Annotated in this window: 14 protein-coding genes; 6 read left to right on the top strand and 8 right to left on the bottom strand. The window is 71.7% G+C overall.

The window, feature by feature from the left end; all coding sequences use genetic code 11:
• Nucleotides 1-22 precede the first annotated feature (22 nt).
• Complete coding sequence (gene dusB / locus ACZ3HQ_RS18300; RefSeq protein ID WP_467512107.1) at nt 23-1,153, top strand: tRNA dihydrouridine synthase DusB; 1,131 nt, start codon at nt 23-25, stop codon at nt 1,151-1,153.
• Nucleotides 1,154-1,210: 57 nt separating this feature from the next.
• Here the strand turns inward: dusB and ACZ3HQ_RS18295 are convergent, their stop codons facing one another.
• The 3 genes from ACZ3HQ_RS18295 to ACZ3HQ_RS18285 form a co-directional block, all read right to left on the bottom strand.
• The gene (locus ACZ3HQ_RS18295; protein ID WP_467512800.1) at nt 1,211-2,773 is read right to left on the bottom strand and encodes a sulfatase-like hydrolase/transferase; all 1,563 of its coding nucleotides are present in this window, start codon (nt 2,771-2,773) and stop codon (nt 1,211-1,213) included.
• Between the two features lie 637 nt (nt 2,774-3,410).
• Nucleotides 3,411-5,339: an amylo-alpha-1,6-glucosidase gene (locus ACZ3HQ_RS18290; protein ID WP_467512105.1), complete on the bottom strand. Its 1,929-nt coding sequence runs from the start codon at nt 5,337-5,339 to the stop codon at nt 3,411-3,413.
• Complete coding sequence (locus ACZ3HQ_RS18285) at nt 5,336-6,733, bottom strand: MGH1-like glycoside hydrolase domain-containing protein (protein ID WP_467512103.1); 1,398 nt, start codon at nt 6,731-6,733, stop codon at nt 5,336-5,338. Before ACZ3HQ_RS18285 ends, ACZ3HQ_RS18290 begins: the two co-directional genes overlap by 4 nt.
• Nucleotides 6,734-6,853: 120 nt before the next feature.
• On the opposite strand from ACZ3HQ_RS18285, the gene ACZ3HQ_RS18280 reads away from it, so the two are divergent.
• Both ACZ3HQ_RS18280 and ppdK read left to right on the top strand, forming a co-directional pair.
• Nucleotides 6,854-8,116 carry an ROK family transcriptional regulator gene (locus ACZ3HQ_RS18280; protein WP_467512101.1) on the top strand — a complete coding sequence of 421 codons (1,263 nt, stop codon included), beginning with the start codon at nt 6,854-6,856 and terminating at the stop codon, nt 8,114-8,116.
• 407 nt (nt 8,117-8,523) lie between these two features.
• Entirely contained in the window at nt 8,524-11,244 is a 2,721-nt protein-coding gene (ppdK, locus tag ACZ3HQ_RS18275; protein ID WP_467512099.1) for a pyruvate, phosphate dikinase, read from the top strand.
• A gap of 345 nt (nt 11,245-11,589) precedes the next feature.
• Here ppdK and ACZ3HQ_RS18270 read toward each other — a convergent pair whose 3' ends face one another.
• From ACZ3HQ_RS18270 to ACZ3HQ_RS18250, 5 genes are all read right to left on the bottom strand, one after another.
• On the bottom strand, nt 11,590-12,474 hold the full coding sequence (locus ACZ3HQ_RS18270) for an RpnC/YadD family protein (protein ID WP_467512097.1): 885 nt from the start codon (nt 12,472-12,474) through the stop codon (nt 11,590-11,592).
• 59 nt (nt 12,475-12,533) lie between these two features.
• Nucleotides 12,534-13,160, bottom strand: a complete 627-nt coding sequence (locus ACZ3HQ_RS18265; RefSeq protein ID WP_467512095.1) for a class F sortase — start codon at nt 13,158-13,160, stop codon at nt 12,534-12,536.
• A 121-nt stretch (nt 13,161-13,281) separates the two neighbouring features.
• Complete coding sequence (locus tag ACZ3HQ_RS18260; protein ID WP_467512093.1) at nt 13,282-13,824, bottom strand: hypothetical protein; 543 nt, start codon at nt 13,822-13,824, stop codon at nt 13,282-13,284.
• A gap of 290 nt (nt 13,825-14,114) precedes the next feature.
• Nucleotides 14,115-15,761 (bottom strand): M4 family metallopeptidase, encoded by a 1,647-nt coding sequence (locus tag ACZ3HQ_RS18255; protein WP_467512091.1) that lies wholly within the window; start codon nt 15,759-15,761, stop codon nt 14,115-14,117.
• 171 nt (nt 15,762-15,932) lie between these two features.
• Entirely contained in the window at nt 15,933-16,610 is a 678-nt protein-coding gene (locus tag ACZ3HQ_RS18250; protein WP_467512089.1) for a SanA/YdcF family protein, read from the bottom strand.
• Nucleotides 16,611-16,775: 165 nt separating this feature from the next.
• Here ACZ3HQ_RS18250 and ACZ3HQ_RS18245 point away from each other — a divergent pair, with 165 nt between their 5' ends.
• The 3 genes from ACZ3HQ_RS18245 (at nt 16,776) to dnaG (ending at nt 21,367) form a co-directional block, all read left to right on the top strand.
• Nucleotides 16,776-18,050 (top strand): deoxyguanosinetriphosphate triphosphohydrolase, encoded by a 1,275-nt coding sequence (locus ACZ3HQ_RS18245; RefSeq protein WP_467512087.1) that lies wholly within the window; start codon nt 16,776-16,778, stop codon nt 18,048-18,050.
• 105 nt (nt 18,051-18,155) lie between these two features.
• Nucleotides 18,156-19,415 (top strand): NAD(P)/FAD-dependent oxidoreductase, encoded by a 1,260-nt coding sequence (locus ACZ3HQ_RS18240; protein ID WP_467512085.1) that lies wholly within the window; start codon nt 18,156-18,158, stop codon nt 19,413-19,415.
• A gap of 47 nt (nt 19,416-19,462) precedes the next feature.
• On the top strand, nt 19,463-21,367 hold the full coding sequence (dnaG, locus tag ACZ3HQ_RS18235; RefSeq protein WP_467512083.1) for a DNA primase: 1,905 nt from the start codon (nt 19,463-19,465) through the stop codon (nt 21,365-21,367).
• The last annotated feature ends 52 nt before the right edge of the window (nt 21,368-21,419 follow it).

The raw sequence follows: 21,419 nt of genomic DNA, 5'->3' as shown, positions 1-21,419 counted from the left end.
ACATCCGTCCCGGAGCCCCCTGATGACCCAGCCGCTGTCCATCGGCCCGCACGCCGTGGTGCCGCCCGTCGTGCTCGCACCCATGGCCGGGATCACCAACGCCCCCTTCCGCACCCTGTGCCGGGAGTTCAGCGGGGGCAAGGGGCTGTTCGTCAGCGAGATGATCACCACGCGGGCGCTGGTCGAGCGCAACGAGAAGACCATGCAGCTCATCCGGTTCGACGAGACCGAGAAGCCGCGCTCGATCCAGTTGTACGGCGTCGACCCGGCCACCGTCGGCAAGGCCGTCCGCATGATCGCGGAAGAGGGCCTGGCCGACCACATCGACCTGAACTTCGGCTGCCCGGTCCCCAAGGTCACCCGTAAGGGAGGCGGCTCCGCGCTGCCGTACAAGCGGAACCTGCTGCGGTCGATCCTGCGCGAGGCCGTCTCCGGGGCGGGCGACCTGCCGGTCACCATGAAGATGCGCAAGGGCATCGACGACGACCACATCACCTACCTCGACGCCGGCCGTATCGCCGTCGAGGAGGGCGTCACCGCCATCGCCCTGCACGGCCGCACCGCCGCCCAGCACTACGGCGGGACCGCCGACTGGAGCGCCATCGCCCGGCTGAAGGAGCACGTCCCGGAGATCCCGGTGCTCGGCAACGGCGACATCTGGTCCGCCGACGACGCGCTGCGCATGGTCCGCGAGACCGGCTGCGACGGCGTGGTCGTCGGCCGCGGCTGCCTCGGCCGGCCCTGGCTCTTCGCCGACCTGGTCGCCGCCTTCGAGGGCCGCGACGACTTCCAGCGGCCCGTACTGCGCGAGGTCGCCGACGTGATGGTGCGGCACGCCACGCTGCTCGGCGAGTGGCTCGGCGACGAGGCACGCGGTGTCATCGACTTCCGCAAGCACGTCGCCTGGTACCTCAAGGGCTTCGCGGTCGGCTCCGAGATGCGCAAGCGGCTCGCCATCACCTCCTCGCTGGAGGAACTGCGCGCGGGCCTGGACGAACTGGACCTCGACCAGGCGTGGCCGACCGGCGCCGACGGCCCGCGCGGGCGCACCTCCGGCAACAACCGGGTGGTCCTGCCGGACGGCTGGCTGAAGGACCCGTACGACTGCGCGGGTGTCGGCGAGGACGCCGAGCTGGACACCTCCGGCGGCTGAGCAACCACCGGGGCCGGGCCCCTGAGGGACCGGCCCCACCCGTAGGACCCCTACGGATCAGCCCTTCTTCGGGTGCGGAGTGGACCCGTACGCGGTCAGGAAGCGGTCGCGGAAGAGGTTCATCTTCCACACCGGCGCGTCGTGCGCGGGCCGCAGACCGTCCGTCCAGCCCCACTCACCGATCTTGTTGAGCACCTTCGGGTCCTTGGCGACGATCGAGATCGGTACGTCCCTGCTGGCGTGGTTGCCGCTGACGCGGGCGATGGGCTGGTGGTCGCCGAGGAAGACCAGCACCGTGTCCTTGGTGCCGTACCGCTCCAGCCACTCGGTGAGCGCGGTGACCGAGTACTGGATCGACTTGCCGTACTCCTGGCGGGACTTGGTGGTGTCCGCGATCACGTCGGCCGGGTCGTTGCCCGCCGCCTCGATGCCCTTGAAGACCGAGCCGTCGCCCAGCTCGTCCCAGCCGACCATCTTCGGGATCGGGCCCCAGGGCTGGTGACTCGAGGTCAGGATGACCTCCGACATCACCGGCTTGTCGTGCTTCCTGCCGTGCACCCGCTGCTGGAACTGCTCCAGCGTGTACTGGTCCGGCATCGTGGACCAACTGAACTTCGGTCCCTTGTAGCCGAGTTCGAAGGCGTTGTAGACCTTGTCCAGCCCGAAGAAGCTCTGTTCGGGCCACGCCTTCTGCACGCCCGGCATCACACCGACCGTGTCCCAGGCGCCGGACTTCTTGAACACCTTGGTCAGGCTGAGGTGGTCGCTCGCCATCACCGTGCGGTAGCGCTGCTGGTTGCTCACCCACAGACCGGACAGGGTGGTGGAGTGGCCGAGCCAACTGCTGCCGCCGTACGTCGCGGAGGTCAGCCAGCCGCTCCTGGCGTGGTAACCCGCCTTCTTCAGCGCCTCGGTGCGCACGGCGAGGGTCTTGTCCACGCCGGGCGCCATGATCGGGTCCTCGATCGCGCTGCGGCCGTAGCTCTCGATGAAGGTGAAGATCACGTCCTTGCCGCGCAGGTCGGGTACGAGCTGGGCGGGCGGGGTCGCGCCGAACGCGTCCACCTTGGCGACCTTCTGGAACGCGGCCTCGTCCTTCAGCGTGTCCGACACCCGCTCGGTCTGGCTCTGCAAGGTGACGGCGGCGCTGTCGGTGGCGAGCGGCACACCCGCGAGCTGCACCCCGAAGGAGGAGCAGGTGATCCACACGACGCCCGCGACCAGCGTGCCCCTGGTCGCGGCGGCCGGGTGCCGGGCGAGGACGTTGCTGAGGCGTACGACGGCGTAGGCCAGCGAGGCGAACAGCAGCAGGACCAGCACGATCAGACCGGCGGTCGCGGCGAGCGTGGCCGCTCCGCCGAGCGAGTCCTCCAGGTACGACCGCGCGTCGCCCAACAGGCTCCAGTCCAGGACCAGGTTGAAGGTCCGGCCCAGGTACTGCTTGAAGCCCATGTCGAGCCAGTTCAGCACCGTCAGCGCGGCGAGCGCGACACCGCTGGCCGCCGCGAGCACGACCCGGGGCTTCCTGGGCAGCGCGAGCAGGACGGCCGCGCCGACGATCGCCTCCCCGGGCAGCCGGACGAACGTGGCGGGCCCGAGGCCGACGATGGTCGCCGGCATCACGAGGGTGCAGACGACGAGTACGGCGGCGAGGACGGTGACGGTCCGCGAGAGGACGCGGGCCCCCTGGGGGTGCTCCGCCTGCCAGCGGGTGAGGCGGGCGAAGCGCGGTCCGGCGGGGGTGCCCCGGTTGCCCTTGGGGGCGGGGTCAGGGCCGGCGCCGGGGCCGGGCTGGGGAGTGAGGTCTGCGTCGGGCTCGGTCTCAGGGGTGCCGTCGGGGCGGGCCTTGGCGTCGGGCGCGCGGCCCGGCTTCGCCTCCGGGCCAGAGGCAGGGCCAGAGTCGGGGACGGTCTCGGGGACATCCTCCCCGCCCCCATGAGCCTTTGCCCCCGACGCCCCGGCGTCACCACCGACCGCGCGGTCCCCGCTCTTCCCCTGCTCGACAAGGGTCTCGGTGGCCGCCGAGGGCCCGCCCCCCGGCGCCTCGGGTGACGTTTGCGTGTTCTTCTGCTGAGGCAACCCGAGGGTCCTTCCGCGCGAGGCCGGTGACGACGGAGGCGGCGGGCCACGCTGGGGAGGCTGGGCAGAACCGTTGGAGGCCGGTCCGCCTGGCCCGCCGACCTTCCGTACGGTCCGCCGCGGGCCGGTGTTCACGACCTACGGCAAATACCGGGCAAACGCCCGGTCAAGGCCGGTGTCAGGCGCCTCCCACCGCGGTGAGCAGGGCGAGCGGCGCGGCAGCCGAACGGGACTCCCGCACACACGCGTGCGGGTACGGTACCGGCTCGGGGTGGGTGTCCCGGCCGTAACCCGCCAGCACTTCGGGAAGCCGGTGCCCGGCGGTGGCCGCCGCCTCCACCAGGCCACGGGCCACCGCGCGGGCCTCGTCGTGCAGCCCGTAGCGGGCGAGACCCAGCGTGATCAGCGCGTTGTCGTGCGGCCAGACCGAGCCCCGGTGGTAGGAGAGCGGGTGATAGGCGGCCTGCCCGGCGGCGAGCGTGCGCACACCCCAGCCCGAGAAGAAGTCCGGCTCCAGCAGCCTCCGCCCGACGGCCTCCCCGTACTCCTTGTCCAGCAGCCCCGACCACAGCAGGTGCCCGGCGTCCGAGGCGAGTGCGTCTATCCGGTGCCCGTCGCCGTCCAACGCCAGGGCAGGGAAAGCCTGTTCGGGCAGCCAGAAGTCCCGCTGGAAGCGGTCGCGCAGGTCGGCCGCCGCCTGCTCCAGCAGGGCCGCGTACGTCCCGTCGTCCCACACCGTCCGCGCCAGCCACGCCGTACGGCGCAGCGCGTCGTACGCGTACCCCTGCGCGCCCGCCGCCATCACCGCGCCGCTCGGCCGGGTGCCGTCGGCGCGGCAGATCGCGCCGGGCGAGTCCTTCCAGTTCTGGTTGGCGAGACCGCCCTCGTCGGCCCGGTACACGAGGTAGCCGCGCGCGATCAGCCCGCCGTGGTCCAGCATCCAGCCGACGGCCGCGCGGGCGTGCCGCTCCAGCCGCCGGGCCAGGGCCGTGTCACCGGTGCGCTCGGTGTAGGCGCCGAGCAGGACCAGGAAGAGCGGGGTGGCGTCGACCGAGCCGTAGTAACGCCCGTACGGCACCTGCCCGAAGTGGGCCAGCTCGCCGTGCCGGACCTCGTGCACGATCTTGCCGGGCTGGGCGACCGGGGAGGCGCTGTCGGCGGTGGCCTGGGTGGCGGCCAGCGCGGGGAGCGTGGCGGCGGCCAACCGCGGGCGGTACGGCAGCGCGAACAGCGAGGTGAGCAGGGCGTCCCGGCCGAGCAGCGTGAGGAACCAGGGCGCGCCCCCGGCCGGCACCCGCAGCCCCTCCCCGTCCGGGCCGCGCGCCGGCACCTGGAGCGCGGCCAGGTCGGACAGCCCGCGCACACAGGCGGCCGCCAACTCCGGCCAGGCGGTCGGGAAGGCGACGCCCTCCATGAACTCCTCCTCCGCCGAACGGAGTTCACCGCTCACAGCAGCAGGGGAGCGGGGCACACGCACCGCGCGCCGGTCACCGTGCGGGCGGGCCACCACCCGCAGCAGCAGCTCCGCCTCGCCGTGCGGGCCGAGTTCGAGCGTCCACACCAGCCGCCGGGCACCGGTACCGGTCTCCTCCACCGCCTCCGGAGCCGGGTCGGCGGTGATGGTCGTACAGGATTGCCACTCGCCGCGCCGGTATGTGAACTCGATGCCGTCATCGAGGACTTGGCGCCCGCGCACGGCACCCGGCTTGACGTAGGTGCGGTGGTCGGAGCGCAGCTCGAACTGGTCGGTGAAGTCGGCGTCGACGGTGAGCGCCAGCCGTACCGTGGTGGCCACCGGAAGGTTGCCGGTGATGCGCACCGACTCCACGAACGAGCTGTCTCCCACGGCCTGTTCACGCCACAACGTGTACGCGGGCGGCTCCTGGCGCCCACCGCGCGGCACCAGTGCGCAGCGAGCCGTGTCGCCCTCACCGACCGGGCGCAGCACCTCCGGCACCGCGCCGTCGACGGTGAGCTGCCAGCGGCTCAAGTGCCGTGCGTCGCGCACGAAAAGCCCGTCCACCTGGCCTCCGCCGCGCACCCCGCCGATGTCACCCCGGTCGCCCACGGCGGCGAACGTGCCTCCCCGTACCAGCAGATGAGTCATCCCCGGTCCCCTCCCTCTTCCCCGGACTCCACAGTCCCGTCGTGCAGCAGGTCCAATGTCAGTGCGGCGGTCCAGCCGAATCCCGGCGCCCCGCACGCGTCGCCGGTGTCCGGGTCGACGTACTCCGCGAACCCGGAGTCCCCGGCCGTGCGCAGGAAGGCGGTGCGCAGGGCGTCGGCCGCCGCCGTCTCGCCGTGCGCGCGCAGCCCGCGCTCCACCAGCCAGGCGGTGTTGAACCAGGCCGGGCCGCGCCAGTACCGGTTGGACTCGAAGGCCGGTCCGCGCCGGTCGTAGCTGGGGACGAGCCCGGTGCGCGCGGCGAAGTGCGGGCCGCGCAGGGTGACGGTCAGCGCCCGGATCACCTCGCGGGGGAGGCCGGGCAGCAGCAGCGGGACCAGGCCCGACACGCTCCGCTCGCGGATCGGACCGCCGCGCAGGTCCCGGCACAGGAACATCCCGGACGCGCCGTCCCACAGTCGCTCCACCAGCGCCGCCGTCAGCCGCTCGGCGCGTGCGTGCCGGGCGGCGCCCGAGGTGCCCAACTCGGCGGCGATGCGGGCGAGTGCGTGCTCGGAGGCGATCAGCAGGGCGTTGAAGGAGGGGTCCTCCACGGCGAACCCCCCGGCGCCGTCCGCGTATCCGCGATCCCGGTACTCGGCCGCGAGACGCACGTACCGCCCGTAGTCCAGATCGGTCGGCCGGTCCCCGACGGCCCCGTGCACGAGGTCGGCGCGGCGGAAGGAACCGGCCGCAGCCGGGGTCACACGGGCCAACGGGCCGTCCCAGCAAGGGCTGTTGTCCATACCCTGCTCCCACGGGTGCACCACCGACACCAGCCCGCCCCCGCCCAGGTCCCGGCGGTGCAGCAGATACCGGTGCCAGGCGGCCAGCCGGGGATACACCCGCGCCAGGAACCCGCGCGCCCGTGACAGCCCGGGGTCGGCCCGGTGCACCAGCCACGCGGCCAGCGCGTGCACGGGTGGCTGCACGATGCCGGACGTCTGTACGGTGCGCGGGGCGCCCGCGGCCCGCCCGGTGGTGGAGGAGCGCCAGAAGTCGGGGCTGGGGAAGTAGGCGTCGAGCGGCACGGAGGGGGAGAAGACGATGTGCGGCACCCGCCCGTCCCCCCACTGCGCAGCGAGCAGCGTCTCCAGCTCCGTCTGCGCCCGCAGCGGCGACAGGTGCCTGAGCCCGATGGCGATGAACGCCGAGTCCCAGGACCACTGGTGCGGATACAGGTACCGGGAGGGGACCGTCGAGGTACCCGTCCAGTTGGCTGCCAGCACACGGGCCGCCCTGACGTGCAGCGATGCGGCCGGGGGCGCGGTGGAGCGCGGATCGTATGCGATCCCGCGTCCGGTGACACGGGCTGTGAGCTGGGCGGTGCGATCCACTGGGGGCTCCCCGAAGACGTCCGGCCGGACCTGGTTCGGTTGTGTCTATCGCAGGGTTACGCCTATTTAACACGCAAAACTCAATATGTAATGCAAACTTGAGGAACACAAGGGGGTGGCATGACCGGAAAGCCCGGCAGTACGGCCAGGGGCGGCGCTCAGACGAGCGCCGGTGACCTGCTCGACCTCGTGCGCAGCGGGCGGGCCGTCACACGCGGCGCGCTCCAGCAGATGACCGGTCTCTCCCGTGCCACGGTCGGCCAGCGCCTGGACCGGCTGTTCCGGGCGGGCTGGCTGCGCGAGGGCGCGGGCGGCCCGGTGGACTCCCCGCTCGGCGGACGCCCCGCCATCACCCTGGAGTTCGACGGCTCGCACGCCGTGGTCCTCGCCGCCGACCTCGACACCCGGCACGCCCGCGCGGCCCTGCTCACCCTGACCGGCGAGATCCTCGCCGAACGGTCCGGCGCCCTGGTGGTGGAGGACGGCCCCGAGGTGGTCCTCGACGGCCTCGGCCGCTGGTTCGCCGAGCTGCTCACCGAGACCGGGCACGCCCCGGAGGCGGTCTGCGGGATCGGCCTCGGGGTGCCGGGCCCGGTGGACAGCGAGACCGGGCGGGTGGTCCAGCCGCCGATGATGTCCGGCTGGGACGGCTACGACATAAGGGGCCGCCTCTCCCGCGCCTTCACCGAGCACGCCGGTACCGGTACTGGTATCGGTACCAGTACCGACACCAGTACCGGACTGGCCCCGGTCCCGGTACTGGTCGACAACGACGCCAACCTGATGGCGTACGGGGAGCAGCGCACCGGATACCAGGACTGCCGGGCCTTTGTACTGGTCAAGGTCAGTACCGGTATCGGCGCCGGAGTCGTGGTCGACGGCGCGATCTACCGGGGCGTGGACGGCGGCGCGGGCGACCTCGGGCACATCCGGGTCGGCTCCGAGGCGCTGTGCCGCTGCGGCTCGTACGGCTGTCTGGCGGCTGTCGCCAGTGGCGGCGCGGTGGCCCGGCGGCTGACGGAGGCGGGCGTGCCGGCCGCCTCCGGCTCGGACGTACGGGAACTGCTGGCCGCCGGGCACCCGGAGGCGGCGGCCCTGGCACGGGAGGCCGGACGCCGCGTCGGGGACGTACTGGCGACCGTCGTCACCCTGCTCAACCCCGGTGTGCTGATGATCGCGGGCGACCTCGCCGGTACACCCTTCCTGACCGGGGTGCGCGAACTGCTCTACCAGCGGGCGCTGCCCCGCTCCACCGCCCACCTCGACGTGCTCACCGCGAAGCTGGGGGAGCGGGCGGCGCTGATCGGCGCGGGGGCACTGGTGGTGGAGCATCTGTACGCGCCGGAGCGGGTGGAGGAGCGGCTCTCCGCGCTGGGGGTGTGACGGCCGCGTTTCGCGCCCGGAACAGCGTCCGCATGGTGAAATTCCGTGCCGTGTGGCAGCGTGATTCTCGCCACCCTTGATAAGGGGTGCGCTCAGATGAGCGGATCACGAGCGGCTGCACTTCTCCAAAGAGTGGCACTCGGTGCCACCCTGTCGGCGTTCATTGATCGAAATCAAGCGTGCCGATCAGCGCTCACATGAGCGGGATGGCCGCGTCGCCGTCCGCCCGTCCGTTCAAGAAGTGAACACTCGCGTGGCCCCGGCCTTGCCATGCCTTTGCTTTAGATCCTGTGGCAGACGGCTGGTTACAGGCTTATGACGCACGACTGGACGTACCAAGACGCCTTCGATCTGGGTATGTTCCTCGCCGTCAGGGCAGCCACCGTGGCCTCAAGGAGTCGAGACCCGTGTCGGAAAACAAAGAGCCTCACGTAGCGAAGTTCGTCTACGACTTCACCGAGGGCAACAAGGACCTCAAGGACCTGCTCGGTGGCAAGGGTGCCAACCTCGCCGAGATGACCAACCTCGGGCTGCCGGTCCCCCCCGGCTTCACCATCACCACCGAGGCGTGCAAGGTCTACCTCGACAGCGGCGAGGAGCCCGCGGCACTGCGTGACGAGGTGAGCGCACACCTCGACGCGCTGGAGCAGCGCATGGGCAAGAAGCTCGGCCAGGCCGACGACCCGCTGCTGGTCTCGGTCCGCTCGGGCGCCAAGTTCTCCATGCCCGGCATGATGGACACCGTCCTGAACATCGGCCTGTCCGACAAGTCGGTGAAGGGCCTGGCCAAGCAGGCCGGCGACGAGCGCTTCGCGTGGGACTCCTACCGGCGCCTCATCCAGATGTTCGGCAAGACCGTCCTCGGCGTCGACGGCGAGCTGTTCGAGGACGCGCTGGAGAAGGCCAAGGAGACCAAGGGCGTCCAGGTCGACACCGAGCTGGACGCGGCCGACCTGAAGAAGCTGGTCACCGCCTTCAAGAAGACGGTGAAGACCGAGGCCGGCCGGGACTTCCCGCAGGACCCGCGCGAGCAGATGGACCTCGCGATCAAGGCCGTCTTCGAGTCCTGGAACGGCGACCGCGCCAAGCTCTACCGACGCCAGGAGCGCATCCCCGGCGACCTCGGCACCGCGGTCAACATCTGCTCCATGGTCTTCGGCAACCTCGGCCCCGACTCGGGCACCGGCGTCGCCTTCACCCGCGACCCCGCCTCCGGGCACCAGGGCGTCTACGGCGACTACCTCCAGAACGCCCAGGGCGAGGACGTGGTCGCGGGCATCCGCAACACCGTGCCGCTCGCGGAGCTGGAGAACATCGACAAGGCGTCGTACGACCAGCTCATGCAGATCATGGAGACGCTGGAGAACCACTACAAGGATCTCTGCGACATCGAGTTCACCATCGAGCGCGGCAAGCTGTGGATGCTCCAGACCCGTGTGGGCAAGCGCACCGCGGGCGCGGCGTTCCGGATCGCCACCCAGCTCGTGGACCAGGGTCTGATCGACGAGACCGAGGCGCTCCAGCGCGTCACCGGCGCGCAGTTGGCGCAGCTCATGTTCCCCCGCTTCGACGAGGACGCGCGGGCCGAGCAGGTCGGGCGCGGCATCGCCGCCTCGCCGGGCGCGGCGGTCGGCAAGGCGGTCTTCGACTCGTACACCGCGGTCAAGTGGTCCCGTTCGGGCGAGAAGGTCATCCTGGTACGCCGGGAGACCAATCCCGACGACCTGGACGGCATGATCGCGGCCGAGGGCATCCTCACCTCGCGCGGCGGCAAGACCTCCCACGCGGCCGTGGTCGCGCGCGGCATGGGCAAGACCTGTGTCTGCGGCGCGGAGGAGCTGGAGGTCGACACCAAGCGGCGCCGGATGATCGTGCCGGGCGGGCATGTGGTGGAGGAGGGCGACGTCATCTCCATCGACGGCTCCTCCGGCAAGGTGTACCTCGGTGAGGTGCCGGTGGTCCCCTCGCCCGTGGTGGAGTACTTCGAGGGCCGGATGCACCCGGGCGCCGACGACGCCGACGAGCTGGTCGAGGCCGTGCACCGGATGATGGCCTTCGCCGACCGCAAGCGCCGCCTGCGGGTACGGGCCAACGCCGACAACGCCGAGGACGCGCTGCGCGCCCGTCGCTTCGGCGCGCAGGGCATCGGGCTGTGCCGTACCGAGCACATGTTCCTCGGGGACCGGCGTGAGCTGGTCGAGCGGCTGATCCTGGCCGACACGGAGGTGGAGCGCGAGGAGTCGCTGAAGCAGTTGCTCCCGCTGCAGAAGCAGGACTTCGTGGAGCTGTTCGAGGCGATGGACGGGCTGCCGGTGACGGTACGTCTGCTCGACCCGCCGCTGCACGAGTTCCTCCCCGACATCACCGAGCTGTCGGTCCGCGTGGCCCTCGCCGAGTCCCGGCAGGAGCCGCACGAGAACGAACTCCGCCTCCTCCAGGCCGTGCACCGCCTCCACGAGCAGAACCCGATGCTGGGCCTGCGCGGTGTGCGCCTCGGCCTGGTGATCCCCGGTCTGTTCACCATGCAGGTCCGCGCCATCGCGGAGGCGGCCGCCGAGCGCAAGACCGCCAAGGGCGACCCGCGCGCCGAGATCATGATCCCGCTGGTCGGTACGGTCCAGGAGCTGGAGATCGTCCGCGACGAGGCCGACCAGGTCATCGCGGAGGTCGAGGCGGCGACGGGTACGAAGCTGAAGCTGGCCATCGGCACGATGATCGAGCTGCCGCGCGCCGCGCTGACCGCCGGTCAGATCGCCGAGGCCGCGGAGTTCTTCTCCTTCGGCACGAACGACCTCACGCAGACGGTGTGGGGCTTCAGCCGGGACGACGTGGAGGCTTCGTTCTTCACGGCGTACCTGGAGAAGGGCATCTTCGGGGTGTCGCCGTTCGAGACGATCGACAAGGACGGCGTCGGCTCCCTGGTGAAGTCGGCGGCGCAGGCGGGCCGCTCGACCCGCCCCGACCTCAAGCTCGGCGTCTGCGGCGAGCACGGCGGCGACCCGGAGTCCGTCCACTTCTTCCACGAGGTCGGTCTCGACTACGTCTCCTGCTCCCCGTTCCGCATCCCGGTGGCCCGCCTGGAGGCCGGCCGCGCGGCGACGCAGTCCACGGGCAGCGACCACCGCTGACCCCCCATCCCCGGAGCCCTTCGTCGGTCCCCGACCCTCACCACCGATCGCCGGAGGGCTCTGGCACCAAAAAGAGAGGCGGCACCCTGTGCGGGGGTGCCGCCTCTTTGGGTGCCATGGCGCTGATCAGACAAAACCCAGTGCCGACGCTCAGGAGCCCCGGAGGTCGCCCCTCTTTCGCCGGATCACCGCAGCCAGCCACCCCCACCACAGCAACAGGCCGGTCAGCACCACCGACACCCGTGTCCAGCGTGGACGCTCCCGCAGCCAAAATCCCGTTGTTCTGTGCTGCCTGAGGTACTACCCCGTCAGCTCAGGGTGTCAGGGCCGAGGTGTGGCCCGGGGTCATTCCTCCGCGAACAGATCCTCGGCGCGGGTCGCGTGTACGGCCCGCTGGGCCCAGAGTTCGAGTTGGGCCGGATCGTCGCAAGTGGTCACGCGCTCGCGCACCTCCTCGGGCACAGGCACCTCCCGCCACTCCAGCACGCGCAGCACCATCTCCGCCTTGGCCTGGGCCCGGCCCTGCTCCCGCCCCTCCTCCCGTACCTGTTCCGCCAGCGGGTGGCGCCAGAAGTACTGGATCGCGGTCATCAGGTCCCTCCACATCTGCTTCGCCTGGGGGTCGGCCAGGCATGAGTCGACGAACTGTACGAAGACCGCGGCGCTGTCCGGGTCGATGGTCTTCAGGGCGGTGGCGAGTGACTCCAGTATGGGCGCGGCCTGTGGTCCGCGGCCGTGTGTCATGGCGGAAAGCACCGCGAGGGGGACATCCCGTTCGGCCTGTCGCTCGTCCGTGATCACCGGGACGTTGTCCGGGCCCAGGACGAGGGGGCGCACGGTCAGCGAGTGCCAGCCGGGGAAGCCGAGGCGGATGGGCTGGGCGGCCCACCGGGCGGTCGCGCTGTTCTGGGTGATGACGATGAGCACCGGCTCGCAGCGGTACTTCTCGTACAGGTACGACAGGTAGTACGGCCAACTGCCCCGCTTACGGTCGTCCACCTTGCCCTGGGACTCGACCACGAGGAGATACGTGCCCTCATCGGTCTCGGCGCGCAGCAGCGTGTCCACGCGGCGCTCGACCGGCTCGATCTCGGTGAGATCGACGTTCAGCGCGGCGATCTCGTGCGGTTCGGGGAACGGGACGTGCAGCACTCGTTGCAACGCCCGGGTCAGCAGGGCGGGGTCCTTCTGGAAGATGCGGTGCAACGCCTCGTGTGACGAGCCGACCATCAGCTCTCCTTTCGTACGACGTGCACAACGAGCCACGTCGCCGAGGGTTAGGGCTGGGTTCAGGCCGGCCAGCTGCCCGTCAGGTGGGCGAAGACCACCACGTTGCCCTGGTAGCCGGTGGACTTGGAGTAGCCGCCGCCGCACGTGATCACCCGGAGTTCCGGGCGCGACGAGGCGCCGTAGACCTTCTCGTCGGGGAAGTTCTTCGCCGAGTACACCTCCACCGCGTCCACCGTGAAGACCGCCGTCGTGGCGTCCTCGCGGTCGACCTCGATGGTGGCGCCGCGCTTCAGGGCGCCGAGGTCGTAGAAGACGGCCGGGCCCTGGGTGTTGTCGACGTGGCCGGCGACGACGGCGGTGCCGGTGTCGCCGGGGGTGGTGCCGGCCTCGTACCAGCCGGCGAGGTTCTTCTCGGCGGGGGGAGGCACGTCCAGGCTGCCCGAGGAGGTCAGGGCTAGGCCCATCAGAGGAGCGTCCACCCGGATCGCGGGGATGCGGATACGGGTAGGCGGGGACGCCACCAAGGGTGGAGCCCCACCGCGTTCGCCACCAGGATCGGGGCGGCCCTCGGCGGCGGACGGCTGTGGGGGCGTACCGGTATCGGTACCGGTACCGAGCAGCCAGACACCGGTACCGAGCGCGACCACCGTGACGGCGGCTATGGCGGTGTCGCCGATCCTGCGCATGGGAACCCCTTCCCGGAGACGACCCTTGAGGGAAGGCCCGCCCCCTAGGGGTCACGAGGGGCATCGGACCCTTAGGGGGCGGGGCTTCGCGGTACCGGCGACGGACAGCGGAGGGTGTCCGTCAGATCCTGTCGCCTCTCGCCCGGCGATGCAGGAGCCAGGTACCGCCCGCGGCGGCGACGGCCAGAGCCGCCACACCCGCCGTGGTCTGCATGGGGCCGGGGCCCAAGGCGCCGCCGGCCCCCGTCTTCACACTGCCGTGCGGCTGCACCTGCCCGTGCGCCCCGGCCATGGTCACCTTGAGATCCCCCGTGACCTGCTTCTCGCCCTCCGCGCACCGCGCGACGATCTCGTAGGTACCCGGCTGCGCCCCCGCCGGTACCTGGAACTGCCCGATCGCCTCGCCCTCGTGCGTGGTCGGCGCCAGCGCGAACGTCCCCGCGCCCACCGCCCCCGCGTCACCGACCGCCGCGCCCTTCTCCCCGCAGGCCGCCGTGTTCACCGTGACCTGGCTGCCGGGCAGCGCGGTGGACGGGTACACCTGGAGGCTGCCGACCCGAAGGGGTGTCAGGTGCGCCGCGCTCGCGTGGGCCGGAGCGGTGCCGAGCCCGGCCGCGGCTACGGCCAGCGCGGTACCGGTCAGCAGGCGGGCGGTGCGTCGCATGGTGCTCCCCAGAGCTTGTCCGACTCGTGTTCCGTGTGGTCCAGGGGCGTGCCCCTGCCCTCCCGAGGTAAAGGCCACGGCGCCCGGTCCGCCTCCCGAGCCGCCGCCCCCGCTGCGGTGAACGGGTGGCCCGCGCCGCCCCCGCACGGGTGAGGCGACACGACGTAACAGCAGGTCAGGGGCCCACAAGAGGTGCGGAGCCAAGTGCACACGAATGGCGTGCGGCCGGGGGGAACGCGAAGACGGTGCGCCGGAAGCCCGACGCACCGTCAGTCACCACAAAGGCGCGGCTAGCTCACGTTCACCGCGCTCCACGCCGCCGCGACCGCGTTGTACTCCGCGCTCCCGGCCCCGTACAGGTCCTTCGCCGCGTTCAGGGTCGCCGTGCGGGCGCCCGCGTACTTGGTGGAGGAGGTCATGTACACCGTCAGCGCGCGGTACCAGATCTTGCCGACCTTGTCCCGGCCGATGCCGGTCACCGACTGGCCGTTCGCGGTCGGGGAGTCGTACGAGACGCCGTTGATGGTCTTCGCGCCGCTGCCCTCGGCGAGCAGGTACGCGAAGTGGTTGGCGACGCCGGAGGAGTAGTGCACGTCCAGGTTGCCGAGCGAACTGCTCCAGTAGTCGGCCGAGTTGCCGTCCTTGGAGGGCTTGTCCATGAAGCGCAGCGCGGCCTTGCCGAAGCCGGGCTTCACGATGCGCTCACCGATGAGGTAGTCGCCCTGGTCGGTGCCGTTGCCCGCGTGCCACTCGACCATCGTGCCGAGGATGTCCGAGGTCGCCTCGTTCAGGCCGCCGGACTCGCCGGAGTACGTCAGCGCGGCCGTCTTGGAGGTGACGCCGTGCGTCATCTCGTGCCCGGCCACGTCCAGCGCGACCAGCGGGCCGAAGGTGGTGCCGTCACCGTCGCCGTAGGTCATGCAGAAGCAACTGTCGTCCCAGAAGGCATTGTTGTAGTTGCTGCCGTAGTGGACGCGGTTGTACGAGCCCTTGCCGTCGCCCGCGATGCCGCTCCGGCCGTGGACGTCCTTGTAGTAGTCCCAGGTCCGGTCGGTGCCGTACTGGGCGTCGACGGCCGCCGAGGCACGGTCGGCGGTGGTGCCGGTGCCCCAGTGGTTGTCGGTGTCGGTGAACACCGTCGAGGGGGCGCGGCTCAGGCAGATCCCGAGGATGCACAGGTCGGTCTTGTTGGCCGCGTCGCCGGTGTACGTGTTGCCCCGCGTCGCGTCCTTGAGCTGGTACGCCGACCCCGACTGGGTGGTCTGGAGCGGAACCGTGCCGCTGTACAGCGACTGGCCGTCGCCCGCCGCCGTCTCGATGCTGTCCCACGCGTCGATCCGGGCGCCGGTGCGGGCGTCGGTCAGCACGGTACGGCCCACCGGGTTGCCCAGGGTGTCCAGGCCGGCCGCGTTGGTGCGCCAGGCCAGTCTCGGCTTGCCGTGCAGGGCGTCGACGACCAGCTCCGGTTTGGCCTTGGCCTGCGTCAGCTTCCGGGGGCTCGCGGCGCGCAGCGCGTCCACCGCGATCCCGGCCGCCTTCGAACCGCTCAGCTTCGGGGTGATGGTGGGCAGTTCGAGCGGAGTACGGGTGGCGCGGTCGGCGCCGCGGTAGCCGCCGCCGGAGTTCATGTGCACCACGAAGTCCCCGCCGAGCACGGGGAGTCGGTGGTACGTGCGGTCGTAACGGACGTGCTGCGTACCGTCCTTGTCGACGATCACGTCCCGGACACTGGTGCCCTGGTCGGCGGTGAGGCCGAGGCTCGCGGCATGCGCCACGAGGAGGGAGGCCGCGTCCGCGAGCGTGGTCGCCCGCTTCGGCCCGGCGTCGGCCTGGGCGGCGGGGGAGAGGGCGGTGACCAGCAAGGTTGCCGCCGCCGCTGCGGCGGTGGCGGTGGCAAGACGACGGGACCCGCGGACGTGCTGCCGTATCCGGCTCATCGGTCTCCTTGGGTGAGGCGCCTGGGAGGCGTGGGGGTGGCGCTGACGCCCTAGATTTAAGAGGGCATGACATGTCATGTCCATAGCGCCGTCAGGGGGCCTGATGGCGTTCTCGTGGAGATCCACTACGGGGCGTGAGGCGGCGTGGAGATCCCTCAGGGGGCCGGTGACCTAGGGGGCGCTCGCCAACGCCCGCTGCACGCCCCGCTCGCGCGGCCCCAGGAACTCCGGGGCGGGGTGGAACGTCGCGTCCAGTGCCGCCTTGCCCGCCGCGAAGACCTCCCGCGTGCCGCCGTAGTACCAGGTGGCGTCGTGTTTGTCGTTCACACCGACGCCGTACGACGAGACGCCCGCCGCTTCGCAGAGGGCCACCGCGCGGCGGATGTGGAAGGTCTGGCTGATCAGGACGGCCTGGCGGACGCCGAAGACGCGGCGGGCGCGGACGCAGGAGTCCCAGGTGTCGAAGCCCGCGTAGTCGCTGACGATGCGTCGGGCGGGAACGCCGTGGCGGCTGAGATAGGTGCGCATCGCGCTCGGCTCGTCGTAGTCCTCGCGGCTGTTGTCGCCGGTGACCAGGACCGCCTCGACGCGGCCGGCGCGGTACAGGCGCGCCGCCGCGTCCAGGCGGTGGGCCAGGTACGGGGACGGCCCGCCCTTCCACAGACCGGCGCCGAAGACCACCGCGACCTCGGTGTGCGGCACGTCGGAGGCCGTGCGCAGCCGGTCCGCCGTGGAGACGTACAGCCAGGCCGACGGCAGCAGCGCGAGCACACACCCCGCGACCACGCCCCGCACCAGCCGTCGGCGCCCCCGCACCGTGCGCGGCAGCCTGGGTCGGCCGATTCTCATCCCGCTCCCTGTGTTCGATCCCCGTGCCGGATGACGTGAATCGCGGCCGTGCGGTTCACTCCACACCCTCAGTCCCCCCGCTCCACCCCCGTCGCATCCCCGCATAGCGCGACAATTCCGTCATCCCTGCCGCGCGATGTCCGTACCGGCGCTTACTGTCGAGGCATGGAAGGCACCGCACACCCCTCGGCCTACGACCCGACCTCCGTCGAACGCTGGGCACCCGAACCCGACAAACGCCCCGGCCGCACCGCCTTCCAGCGCGACCGCGCCCGCATCCTGCACTCCGCCGCGCTGCGCCGCCTCGCGGGCAAGACCCAGGTCGTCACGCCCGGCACCCGCGGCCACGCCTGGGACGCCAGCCCCCGCACCCGCCTCACCCACTCCCTGGAGTGCGCCCAGGTCGGCCGCGAACTGGGCGCGGCCCTCGGCTGCGACCCCGACCTCGTCGAAGCCGCCTGCCTCGCGCACGATCTCGGCCATCCCCCCTTCGGCCACAATGGCGAACAGGCGCTGAACGAGTTCGCGGACGACATCGGCGGCTTCGAGGGCAACGCCCAGTCCCTCAGGCTCCTCACCCGCATCGAGCCCAAGCGCTTCACCCCCGAGGGCTCCGTCGGCCTCAACCTCACCCGCGCCACCCTCGACGCCGCCACCAAGTACCCCTGGCCGCGCGGCGCCCACCCCACCGACCCGGCGTCCCCCAAGTTCGGCGTCTACGACGACGACCGCCCCGTCTTCGACTGGGTCCGCAAGGACGCCCCCGGCACCCGCACCTGCTTCGAGGCGCAGGTCATGGACTGGGCCGACGACGTCGCGTACTCGGTGCACGACGTCGAGGACGGCCTGCACGCCGGCCACGTCGACCCGGACTGCCTGCACGCCGCCCCCGAGCGGGAGGCGGTCTTCGAGGTCGCCATCGGCCGCTACGTCCCCGCCGACACCGACCCCGCCGAACTCGCCGAGGCCCTCGACCGGCTCCAGGACCAGGAATGGTGGCCGCACGGCTACGACGGCACCGCGGTCGCCCAGTCCCGGCTCAAGGACGCCACCAGCCAGCTCATCGGCCGCTTCTGCCTCGCCGCCGAGTCCGCCACCCGCGCCGCGTACGGCACCGGCCGCCTCACCCGGTACGGCGCCGAACTCGTCGTACCCCGCGAGGCGCGCATGGAGTGCGCGGTGCTCAAGGCGGTCGCGGACCGGTACGTGATGCAGCGCGCGGAGCAGGAACTGCTCCGCGCCGATCAGCGCATCGTCGTCGCCGAGCTGGCCGAGGCGCTCACCCGGCGCGCGCCGGACGGGCTGGAACCGCAGTTCAGGGCGCTGTTCGACACGGCGGAGAGCGACCAGGCGCGCAAGCGGGTGATCGTGGACCAGATCGCTTCGCTGACCGACGCGTCCGCCCGCACCCTGCACGCCAGGCTCACCGGGCATATGTAGCGGGGAAATGACGGGAGGTGGCCCGTTTCCGGCCACCCCCCTTCCCGCACCACGCCGCGTGCGGGACGCTCGCCTGACGGCGGCATCGTTACGAGGAGGCATCAAGTGGTCGACGCGGATCAGACGTTCGTCATCGTCGGAGGCGGGCTCGCCGGAGCGAAAGCGGCCGAGACGCTCCGCGCGGAAGGGTTCACCGGCCGCGTGATACTGATCTGCGACGAGCTGGACCACCCCTACGAGCGTCCGCCGCTGTCCAAGGGCCACCTGCTCGGCAAGGAGGAGCGCGACAGCGTCTTCGTCCACGAGCCCGCCTGGTACGCCCGGAACGACGTCGAGCTGCACCTCGGCCAGACCGTCGACGCGATCGACCGCGAGGCCAGGACCGTCCGCCTCGGCGACGACGGCACCCTGATCCGCTACGACAAGCTGCTGCTCGTCACCGGCGCCGAACCCCGCCGCCTCGACGTCCCCGGCACCGACCTCGCGGGCGTCCACCACCTGCGCCGCCTCGCCCACGCCGAGCGACTCAAGGGTGTCCTGGCCGCCCTCGGCCGGGACAACGGCCACCTGGTGATCGCGGGCGCCGGCTGGATCGGCCTGGAGGTCGCCGCGGCCGCCCGCGAGTACGGCGCCGAGGTCACCGTGATCGAACCGGAGCCCGCCCCGCTGTACGGCGCCCTCGGCCCCGAACTGGGCAACCTCTTCGCCGAGCTGCACCGCGAGCACGGCGTCCGCTTCCACTTCGGCGTCCGGCTCACCGAGATCATCGGCCAGGACGGCATGGTCCTCGCCGTTCGCACCGACGACGGCGAGGAACACCCCGCGCACGACGTCCTCGCCGCCATCGGCGCCGCCCCCCGCACCGGCCTCGCCGAGGCGGCCGGCCTGGAACTGGCCGGCCCGGCGGCCGGGGGAGGCATCGTTGTGGACGAGCGCCTGCGCACCTCCGACCCCCACATCCACGCCGCCGGCGACGTGGCGAACTTCCCGCTCCTCGGCACCCGGCTGCGCGTCGAGCACTGGGCCAACGCGCTCAACGGCGGCCCCGCCGCCGCCCGCGCGATGCTCGGCCAGGACGTCGGCTACGACCGCGTCCCCTACTTCTTCTCCGACCAGTACGACTTGGGGCTGGAGTACAGCGGCTGGGCACCCCCCGGCTCCTACGACCAGGTCGTCATCCGGGGCGACGCGGGCAAGCGCGAGTTCATCGCCTTCTGGGTGCGCGAGGGCCGGGTGCTCGCCGGGATGAGCGTGAACGTGTGGGACGTCACAGAACACATCCAGCGCCTCATCCGTTCCGGCGCCGAGGTGGACGTGGAGGCCCTCGCCGACCCGCACGTCCCGCTCGCGAACCTGGTGCCCTGAGGGCCGGGCGCGCGGGGAGTGTCCTCCGGCCCCCGTAGAATTCATCCGTGGCAGGACGGATCAACGACGAGGACGTGAAGGCGGTACGGGACGCGGTCCCGATCGACGCCGTGGTCTCCGAGTACCTCCAGCTTCGCAACGCGGGCGGCGGCAACCTCAAGGGCCTCTGCCCCTTCCACGACGAGAAGTCGCCGTCCTTCCAGGTCAGCCCGAGCAAGGGGCTCTTCCACTGCTTCGGCTGCCAGGAGGGCGGCGACACCATCACCTTCGTGATGAAGGTGGACCACCTCTCCTTCTCCGAGGCCGTCGAGCGCCTCGCGGGCCAGGCCGGGATCACGCTGCGCTACGAGGAGGGCGGCTACAACCCCGCCCACCAGCGCGGCGAACGCATCCGCCTGGTCGAGGCCCACAAGATCGCCGCCCAGTGGTACGCCGAGCAGCTCGCCACCAGCCCCGAGGCCGACACCGGCCGGATCTTCCTCGCCGAACGCGGCTTCGACCAGGCCGCCGCCGTCCACTTCGGCGTCGGCTACAGCCCCCAGGGCTGGGACCACCTCACCCGCTACCTGCGCGGCAAGGGCTTCAGCGACAAGGAACTGATCCTCTCCGGGCTCGCCCAGGACGGCCGCCGCGGCCCCATCGACCGCTTCCGGGGCCGTCTGATGTGGCCCATCCGGGACATCGGCGGCGAGGTCGTCGGCTTCGGCGCCCGCAAGCTCTACGAGTCCGACAACGGGCCCAAGTACCTCAACACCCCCGACACCGCGATCTACAAGAAGTCCCAGGTCCTGTACGGCATCGACCTCGCCAAGCAGCAGATCGCCAAGTCCAGCCGGGCCGTCGTCGTCGAGGGCTACACCGACGTCATGGCCTGCCACCTCGCCGGGGTCACCACCGCCATCGCCACCTGCGGCACCGCCTTCGGCGGCGACCACATCAAGATCCTGCGCCGGCTGCTGATGGACAACGGCTCGGCCCGCGTGATCTTCACCTTCGACGGCGACGCGGCCGGGCAGAAGGCCGCGCTGCGCGCCTTCGAGGACGACCAGAAGTTCGCCGCGGAGACCTACATCGCCGTCGCCCCCGACGGCATGGACCCCTGCGAACTCCGCCTCGCCAAGGGCGACGAGGCCGTCGCCGACCTGGTCCAGCCCCGCACCCCGCTCTTCGAGTTCGCGCTGCGGCAGATCGTCGCCCGCTACGACCTCGACACCCCGGCCGGCCGCGCCGCCGCCCTGGACGAGGCCGCGCCGGTCGTCGCCCGGATCAAGAACAGCGGTGCCCAGCACGAGGTCGCCGTCGACCTCGCGGGCATGCTCGGCATCCTCGACACCCAGTTCGTGGTCAAGCGCGTCGCCCAGCTCGCCCGCTGGGCCCGCGACCGCGGCGGCAAGGGCGCCGCCCCGCAGGCGCAGTCCCGCACCCCCCAGCAGAGCTGGGAGGCCGCGCCCCGCGCCACCGGCGGCCCCGCCCTCACCCTGCGCAACCCGGTCTATGCCACCGAGCGCGAACTCCTCAAACTCGCCCTCCAGCGCCCGGAGTTGGTCTCTCCCGCCTTCGACGCCTACGGCCTGGACGAGTTCACCGCACCCCCCTACCAGGCCGTCCGCCAGGCCATCGCGGAGGCCGGCGGCGCCGAGTTCGGCACCCAGGACCCCCAGGAGTACGTGGTCCGCGTCCGCGAGGCCGCCCCCGACGACACCGTCCGCGCCATGGTCACCGAGCTGGCCGTGGAGACGATCATGCGCCGTACGGTCGACGAGACGTACGCGGGCATGGTGCTGGTGCAGATCAGGCGCCGTGCCGTCACCCGCCGCCTCACCGAGCTGCAGTCCACCCTGACCCGTCTCGGCAACACCGATCCGGCCCAGTCGGCGGCCGTCCAGAACGAGATGATGGTGCTCACCCGGTACGACCGGGCACTCCAGCACGAGGGTCCGACCGCTCTCTGAACCTCCCCCGGCGTCCCAGGATCACCACGCCGTCACGGACCGGAAGCAAAAA

The organism is Streptomyces sp. NPDC018263, assembly GCF_055562575.1.
Note: the sequence above shows the minus strand (reverse complement) of the source record. Positions and strands in the feature narration are given on the sequence as shown.